This window comes from Streptomyces sp. UNOC14_S4, assembly GCF_020740835.1.
Taxonomy (GTDB): Bacteria; Actinomycetota; Actinomycetes; order Streptomycetales; family Streptomycetaceae; genus Streptomyces.
The window spans coordinates 1-3,784 of record NZ_JAINFC010000633.1 but is presented as its reverse complement, the minus strand read 5'-3'; the positions used below and the strand labels follow the sequence as shown (position 1 = coordinate 3,784).

The 3,784-nt window shown below is 72.2% G+C and carries 2 protein-coding genes; both read right to left on the bottom strand.

What is annotated here, in order from left to right:
* Positions 1-341: 341 nt before the first annotated feature.
* Positions 342-1,805 (bottom strand): NCS2 family permease, encoded by a 1,464-nt coding sequence (locus tag K6I34_RS33415; protein WP_229331795.1) that lies wholly within the window; start codon positions 1,803-1,805, stop codon positions 342-344.
* A gap of 89 nt (positions 1,806-1,894) precedes the next feature.
* A partial coding sequence (locus tag K6I34_RS33410) for a molybdopterin cofactor-binding domain-containing protein (protein WP_229331794.1) occupies positions 1,895-3,784 on the bottom strand: 1,890 nt, incomplete at its 5' end.

Sequence of the window (3,784 nt, the reverse complement as noted above, 5' to 3'; positions counted from 1 at the left end):
CTCCGGCCCCACCCCCTCCACCGGACGTCGGCTGCCGGTAAGGGGCGCCTACGTCCGCTGTCGGCTCTCCGCAGGGGGATGGTTGTCCCCGCCGCCGCGCCTCGCTGGGGGTGCGTCACGGTGCCGGGCGGAGCAGCGCGCCCCGTCAGGGGCGCGGGGAACTGCGCGAGAAACCCCACCGGGCCGCAGACGGCCACCGGGCCAGGGGGCGAAGCCCCCTTCAAGGGGCGCGGGGAACTGCGCGACCAGCCCCCACCGGGGCCCACAGCCGCGCGCCCAGCGCAAGCCGCACCCCGGTAGGCGCACCGGAAGCCAAGGACACCGCACAGCGCAGCGTCACCTCACGTAACCCCCAGCCACCCCTCGATCGGATGCAACGCGAAGTAGACCCCGAAGACCACCGTCAGCCCCCACAGAAAGAAACCCGGTTCGCGCCATTTGCCCTCCGCCGTGCGGATCGCCGTGTGGGCGATGATGCCCGCCCCCACCCCCGCCGTGATCGAGTAGGTGAACGGCATCAGCACCACGGTCAGGAACGCCGGTACCGCCACCGCGTTGTCGCCCCAGTCGACATGTCGCGCGTTGCTCATCATCATCGCGCCGATGACGACGAGGGCCGCCGCGGCGACTTCGCCCGGCACGATCCTGGTGAGCGGGGTGAAGAAGAGGCAGGCAGTGAAGAAGAGCCCCGTGACGACCGAGGAGAGGCCCGTGCGGGCGCCCTCGCCCACGCCTGTGGCGGATTCGAGGAAGACGGTCTGGCCCGAGGCCCCCGCGACCCCGCCGACCGCTCCGCCCGCGCCGTCGATGAGCAGGGCCCGGCTCAGGCCGGGCATGCGCCCCTTGGCGTCGGTGAGCCCCGCCTGTGTGCCGACGCCGATGATGGTGGCCATCGCGTCGAAGAAGCCGGCGAGCACCAGTGTGAAGACGGTCATCGCCACGCTCATGCCGCCGAGCGTCCCCCAGCCGCCGAAGGCGACGTGGCCGAAGAGCGAGAAGTCCGGCATGGAGACGGCGCTCCCCCGCAGTTCGGGCGCGCCGTTCTGCCAGGTCTTCGGCGGGAGGTCACCGACCGCGTTCACGACGACCGCCAGCACGGTGCCGGCGACGATGCCGATGAGGATCGCCCCGGGCACCTTGCGTGCCTGGAGCATCAGCACGCACAGCAGGGTGATGCAGAAGATCAGCACGGGCCAGCCCGCGAGCTCGCCCGCGGGGCCGAGGGTGACGGGCCCGCCGCCGCCCGCCGCGGCGTGCACGAAACCGGCCTTGACCAGGCCGATCAGGGCGATGAACATGCCGATGCCCATGGTGATCGCGTGCTTGAGCGGCTGCGGTATCGCGTTCATGATCAGCTCGCGCAGGCCGGTCACGGCCAGCAGCACGATCACCGCTCCGTAGAGCACGCACATGCCCATCGCCTGCGGCCAGGTCATGTGCGGCACGACCTGGGCGGAGAGCACGCCGGAGACGCCGAGCCCGGCGGCGAGGGCGAGCGGCACCTTGCCGACCAGGCCCATGAGCAGGGTGCACAGGGCCGCGGCGAGCGCGGTGGCCGTGATCAGGGCGCCGTGGCCGAGGGTGTGCCGCTCGGCGTCCGGGCCGGAGAGGATCAGCGGGTTGAGGAGCAGGATGTAGCACATCGCCATGAAGGTGGTGATGCCGCCGCGGACCTCGCGCGAGACGCTGGAGCCGCGCTCGCTGATGTGGAAGTACCGGTCGAGCCGGGAGAGCCGCGCGGGGGGACAGGGGCCCGCGCCCGCGCCCTCCGCCGTGGTCCCGGTCTCCACGGACGAGTGGGTCATTGCTGCCTTCCCAAGGTTCAAAGGGGCACCCGGGGGACGGCCCGAGACGTTGGTGAAGTGCGCTTGCGAAGAGTGCTTCTGATGTTCTGTCAGGTATTTGTGAGGTGTTCCGGGCGTACCGGCACCCTGTTCAGTGACAGGCCCGTCGCCTGGCGGATCGCGGCGACCACGGCCGGGGTCGAGGACAGCGTGGGCGCCTCGCCCACGCCGCGCAGCCCGTACGGGGCGTGGTCGTCGGCCAGTTCGAGCATGTCGACCGGTATGGCCGGGGTGTCGAGGATGGTGGGGATGAGGTAGTCGGTGAAGGAGGGGTTGCGTACGCGGCCGTCCTCGGCGACCACGATCTCCTCCATGACGGCCAGCCCGAGCCCCTGCGTCGTACCGCCCTGGATCTGGCCCACGACGGACAGCGGGTTGAGGGCCTTGCCGACGTCCTGCGCGCAGGCGAGTTCGACGACCTTGACGAGACCGAGTTCGGTGTCGACCTCGACGACGGCGCGGTGGGCGGCGAAGGAGTACTGCACGTGTCCGTGGCCCTGACCGGTTTCCAGGTCGAAGGCCTCCGTGGGGCGGTGCCGCCATTCGAGCTCGACGTCGATCGCCTCGCCCTCCAGGACGTCTGCGAGGTCGGCGAGCGCCTCGCCGTCGTCGGTGACCACCTTGCCGCCCTCCAGGAGGAGTTCGGCGTGCTGCCAGGCCGGGTGCGCGGCCCCGAAGCGGGCGCGGCCGAGTGCGAGGACCCGTTCCCGTACGGCCTCGCAGGCGTGCCGGACGGCGCCGCCGGTGACGTACGTCTGGCGAGAGGCGGAGGTGGAGCCCGCGGAGCCGACGCGGGTGTCGGCGGGGTGGATGGTCACCTGGGTGACGCCGAGTTCGGTGCGGACGATCTGGGCGTGCACGGTGACGCCGCCCTGGCCGACCTCGGCCGCCGCCGTGTGCACGGTGGCCACCGGCTGTCCGGCGACGACCTCCAGCCGCACCCGGGCGGTGGAGTAGTCGTCGAAGCCCTCGGAGAAGCCGACGTTCTTGATGCCGACCGCGTAGCCGACGCCCCGGACGACGCCCTCGCCGTGGGTGGTGTTGGACAGGCCGCCGGGCAGGGCGCGGACATCGGGCGGGCCGCCCGCGCTCTCCCACTCCCGCTCGGGCGGCAGCGGCAGCGCCTTGACGCGGCGCAGGAGTTCGGCGACGGGCGCGGGGGAATCCACGACCTGGCCGGTGGGCATGACGGCGCCCTGGGACATGGCGTTGCGCTGCCGCAGCTCCACCGGGTCCATGCCGAGGGCGGCGGCCAGCTTGTCCATCTGGGCCTCGTAGGCGAAGCACGCCTGCACCGCGCCGAAGCCGCGCATCGCGCCGCAGGGCGGGTTGTTGGTGTAGAGGGCGAGTGCCTCGCTGTCGACGTTCTCGACGACGTACGGGCCGACGGCCAGGGAGGCGGCGTTGCCGACGACGGCCGGGGAGGAGGAGGCATAGGCGCCGCCGTCGAGGACGATGCGGCAGCTGACGAAGAGCAGCCTGCCGTCGCGGGTGGCGCCGTGCTCGTAGTGCAGCTTCGCCGGGTGCCGGTGAACGTGGCCGAAGAACGACTCGTAGCGGTTGTAGACCATTTTGACGGGCCGTCCCGTGCGCAGCGCCAGCAGGCAGGCGTGGGCCTGCATGGAGAGGTCCTCGCGGCCGCCGAAGGCCCCGCCGACGCCGGAGAGCGTCATGCGCACCTTGTCCTCGGGCAGGCCGAGTACGGGGGCGATCTGGCGCAGGTCGGCGTGGAGCCACTGGGTGGCGATGTAGAGGTCGACGCCGCCGTCCTCGGCGGGCACGGCGAGCCCGGACTCGGGGCCGAGGAAGGCCTGGTCCTGCATGCCGACCTCGTAGTCCCCGGTGACGATCACGTCGGCGGCGGCGCGGGCGGCCGCGATGTCACCGCGCTGTACGGGCTGCCGGTGGACGATGTTCGGGTGCGGCGCGTGGGGCGCGTT